We start from the raw sequence: 3,565 nt of genomic DNA, 5'->3' as shown, positions 1-3,565 counted from the left end.
AGAGTAGTCTAACCCTTTAGAAGAATTTCCATACGAATTTGACGCGCATCTATGTAATGAGGCGAATACCCTGAGTTAGTCCAAGACAAATCAGATCGCGCAAGATTTAAACAATCCAAAAGATGGCTTAGAGGCACAAGATGTTACGTTTCAAGTTATGGAAGATGGTTCCCTTCTAAGTATCCGAAGTCAAACAGATAATATGAGTTGAGAGACTTTACGTCCCATGGCATTCACCGCCAAGTAATTGGGGAGCAAGAAGCGACTGGGGTGCAGAGTTAGTCACCCAAATGTTCAGTTTTTTAGAGACCATGAGATTACAGGGGCAAAATGCCATTGTCCAATTATGCGAATTATTTTCATTAGCTGGTCGGAGTCCCCCAGGATTAGAGATGTAAAAGGCTCCGGAGCCGATAGGGGATAGATTTTTCTTGATCCCCCTATCTCTCTGCACAAAAATACACAGGATTAGCGGATAATCTCCGCTAACAAAAAACTATCTTACTATTCTTTTTTTTTCTCATATTGTTGTTTTTATTTGAGGTTTTTAAAAGACTTGATTCTGGGAATGTTAGTCATTAAAATAGCCGTAATAAATTAGCTTAAATTTTACGCTAAATCACAGGGCTTATATTTTTGTTGACTCAACTGATGTTGTTTGTAGTGCTTTTCAATAAGACTTTTTTGTTGCGGTGAGCAGTTACTTGCTACTTTACATCTAAAACATCATATTCCTTATGGACTCCATGGAAACTGGACATCAGAGGTTTTTATCTAAATTATGAATAAGGGACAATTAAATAATTGTCCCAAAATAGTTTAATAAATTTTTGTTCACTAAAAATCCTATCTAGGAAACCACTGTAGCTTTCTTCTCTATGGTTTCTAACATGGTATGTATTTTATTAAAGTCATAGGGGAAAGGTGGTTTCATTGGTCGATAATCTAAAGGGTGGGACTCACCATGACGTAATACAGCGTTGACTAATAAACAGTCTTCTGAACTCAGATTGATTGCTCCGTGGGGAACCCCTGGGGGAATAGTAATGACTTGAGGGTCATGTTCACTTAAGGGTATATAATCATACCGTCTATTATGGAGTGCAACCAGAATGAAGCTGCCTCTAACAACTAATAGTTGATCGGTTTGAAAATGATGCACAAATAGTTCATCAATAGTTCCCCTGGGAACCTGCACTAACATTGTTTCATCACTTGATTGTGGGGTATAAAATTGCGCCATACCCCCCTGTATTGATTCGAGTTTCTTGAGTGATATTCCTGGTTTTAAACCCATATTATTTTTTCTTTTTTTCTATTTTTTTCTATCTTAACAATTTTCATCGTAAAAATGTGTAAAAAAAATAACATAAAGTGACTATTGTGTGGTATGTGCAAAATCGTGGTCAATTTCTGTTCTCTGGGCTTTTTCCCTAAAGTCAACTCATAACGATTATGATTTTTGCTGATTGAATCAAAAAAAATTAATAATTGCAGCTTATTTTTTAAGGGCAGTTTTAATGTCGTTAAATAATGAACAACTTAAATCAGCGCACAATTGGGAAAAAGCTGTCTATACAGAAGCAGAATGGGATAAAAATCGACTTGTATGGATTCCTAAAAATAAAGAAGCTAATGAAGCAAAAATTCAAGAAATCAGAGACACAAACTAATACTTAAAGATTAGCTTGACCCCCATACATTTCTTGCAAAACTAACGCCGGATCGAGATATTCGCCTCGATATTTCAAACCCCAATGAAGATGGGGCCCTGTTGTCCTTCCCGTCATCCCTATACGACCTATTCTGGCACCGGAAGGAACATCTTGACCCAACCAGAGAGCCAGTCCCCCTTCCCTATCGATAAAATAGCGTCCTTGGGAACTATCTTCCACCGTTCCCATCAAATGACAATAGATGTGGGTCCAATTTCCCGACTGAATGGTAATCATGGTTCCACAAGCGGTATGGTCCGAAAGTGCAACCACTCGTCCTTGCCACCAGTTACGGACATAACTCCCCAAAGGTGCGGCCATATCCAACCCCCGATGAAACTGAGATTGTCCCGTAATAGGAGAAGTGCGATAACCGTACCCAGAGGTATAGGTTTGGAAATTTTCCACAGGGAAAGACGCATATTGCCAGGTATTGGTAGAATTAGTGGCAGGTGCGTACTGGGCTTGAGAAGGAACTTGTCGCCACCCATTCACAGCTACAGGGAGCAATAACGTAGCGATCGCAATAAAGAGTAATTTTTTGTTTAATTTGCGTCCATCAGACTTGATAGATTGGATCATAACACCACTCACACTGAAATAATTGCAAGCTAAAAATAGAGACTAGGTAGCATCATAGCTGTTTTTGTCCAAAGTCGCTTATACCAATAGGGGTAGTTGACTTTTGCTAATGTCTGCTTAATTTTGTTAAAATCGACAAATTATTAATTATTTGTGAATCAAGCGTTTAATAATCCATGGTCATTAATTTTATTCCCTTCCGTTTTTCCATTGACACCGTTGTCATTGCTGGAACTTGCTTATGGTCATTATCTCTCTATTTAGGACTTTCTTCCTTCAGAGAAAGTGTTATAGAAGGGTTAAATCGCTGGTTTAATTTTGCTGAGCGATCGCTGTATAGAACCCAGGAAGAATTTGAGAAAACTCGTCAAGTGAGAGAGTCTCAGAATGCTTTCTATGCCTCTCTTTTTAGCATTCTTCCCTTCTTTATCATTGGGGGGTTTTGTAATTGGGGCGTAGAATTAGGATTAGGTCAAAGTTGGTCTATTAGTATGGGAATTTTAGCTTGTATGACCTGTGGAGTTTATGAATTAGGTCGTAGAAGTGCATAGTAGAGTTAATTATTAGATATATGGAAAAAGCCACATTTGGAGCCGGATGTTTTTGGGGAGTAGAGGCTGCTTTTCGTAAGTTAAAAGGGGTTATTTCTACTTCCGTTGGTTATATGGGGGGACATTGGCCTAACCCTTGTTATTTAGATGTTTGTGCTAGGGTAACTGGTCATGCTGAGGTGGTACAAATTGAATATTATCCCACGATAATTAGTTACGAATATCTCTTAGAAAACTTTTGGAATATTCACGATCCCACCAGCTTAAACCGCCAAGGATATGATCGAGGTGAGCAGTATCGTTCTGTGATTTTTTATCATAATTCTACACAGGAAAAAATAGCAAGACACTCTAAAATAAAAATGCCAAATTCTGGTCAATACAAGAAAGATATTGTTACAGAAACTTAAAGCAGCATCAGCTTATTATCTAGCTGAAGAATATCCTCAAGCATATTTTGAAAAGCAGAAAAGTAAACAGGTTGAAATCATGGCTATACTAATCAATTGCTTAATGTTTGTCCCTTATTGTTCTATTGATAATTATTCTCTGGCTTTATCTATTTCAACCTTCCATTACAAAATGACCTTCATTTTGCATTTTTAACCAATCTTTAATTTCAGAAAATTTGTAATTTGTCAACCATGGTCCAATTACTGAAAGTGTAAACCGCAAACTGTTACTTCCTTCAGGGGTTTACAATTGTTTATTTAAGGG

General features: G+C 37.6%; 4 protein-coding genes and 1 pseudogene. 3 read left to right on the top strand and 2 right to left on the bottom strand.

Annotation, left to right across the window (positions count from 1 at the left end):
* Positions 1 to 850: 850 nt before the first annotated feature.
* Positions 851 to 1,297, bottom strand: a complete 447-nt coding sequence (locus CWATDRAFT_RS30565) for a hypothetical protein (RefSeq protein WP_007308574.1) — start codon at positions 1,295 to 1,297, stop codon at positions 851 to 853.
* 172 nt (positions 1,298 to 1,469) lie between these two features.
* Here CWATDRAFT_RS30565 and CWATDRAFT_RS30560 point away from each other — a divergent pair, with 172 nt between their 5' ends.
* Positions 1,470 to 1,673, top strand: a complete 204-nt coding sequence (locus CWATDRAFT_RS30560; protein WP_035829529.1) for a hypothetical protein — start codon at positions 1,470 to 1,472, stop codon at positions 1,671 to 1,673.
* Positions 1,674 to 1,676: 3 nt separating this feature from the next.
* Here the strand turns inward: CWATDRAFT_RS30560 and CWATDRAFT_RS30555 are convergent, their stop codons facing one another.
* Positions 1,677 to 2,297: a M23 family metallopeptidase gene (locus CWATDRAFT_RS30555; RefSeq protein ID WP_007308573.1), complete on the bottom strand. Its 621-nt coding sequence runs from the start codon at positions 2,295 to 2,297 to the stop codon at positions 1,677 to 1,679.
* Between the two features lie 176 nt (positions 2,298 to 2,473).
* On the opposite strand from CWATDRAFT_RS30555, the gene CWATDRAFT_RS30550 reads away from it, so the two are divergent.
* Positions 2,474 to 2,848: a hypothetical protein gene (locus CWATDRAFT_RS30550; RefSeq protein ID WP_007308575.1), complete on the top strand. Its 375-nt coding sequence runs from the start codon at positions 2,474 to 2,476 to the stop codon at positions 2,846 to 2,848.
* Positions 2,849 to 2,868: 20 nt separating this feature from the next.
* Positions 2,869 to 3,331 (top strand): annotated as a pseudogene (gene msrA, locus CWATDRAFT_RS30545) (peptide-methionine (S)-S-oxide reductase MsrA); the annotation flags it as partial.
* Between the last annotated feature and the right edge of the window lie 234 nt (positions 3,332 to 3,565).

Origin of the sequence: Crocosphaera watsonii WH 8501 (assembly GCF_000167195.1) — a bacterium.
Taxonomy (GTDB): Bacteria; Cyanobacteriota; Cyanobacteriia; order Cyanobacteriales; family Microcystaceae; genus Crocosphaera; species Crocosphaera watsonii.
This window is presented reverse-complemented; position numbering and strand designations above follow the sequence as displayed.

Bases quoted from the DNA above. Each gene is read 5' to 3' on its own strand.
- CWATDRAFT_RS30550 (WP_007308575.1), top strand. From the start codon at position 2,474: ATGGTCATTAATTTTATTCCCTTCCGTTTTTCCATTGACACCGTTGTC.
- CWATDRAFT_RS30565 (WP_007308574.1), bottom strand. From the start codon at position 1,297: ATGGGTTTAAAACCAGGAATATCACTCAAGAAACTCGAATCAATACAG.
- CWATDRAFT_RS30555 (WP_007308573.1), bottom strand. From the start codon at position 2,297: ATGATCCAATCTATCAAGTCTGATGGACGCAAATTAAACAAAAAATTA.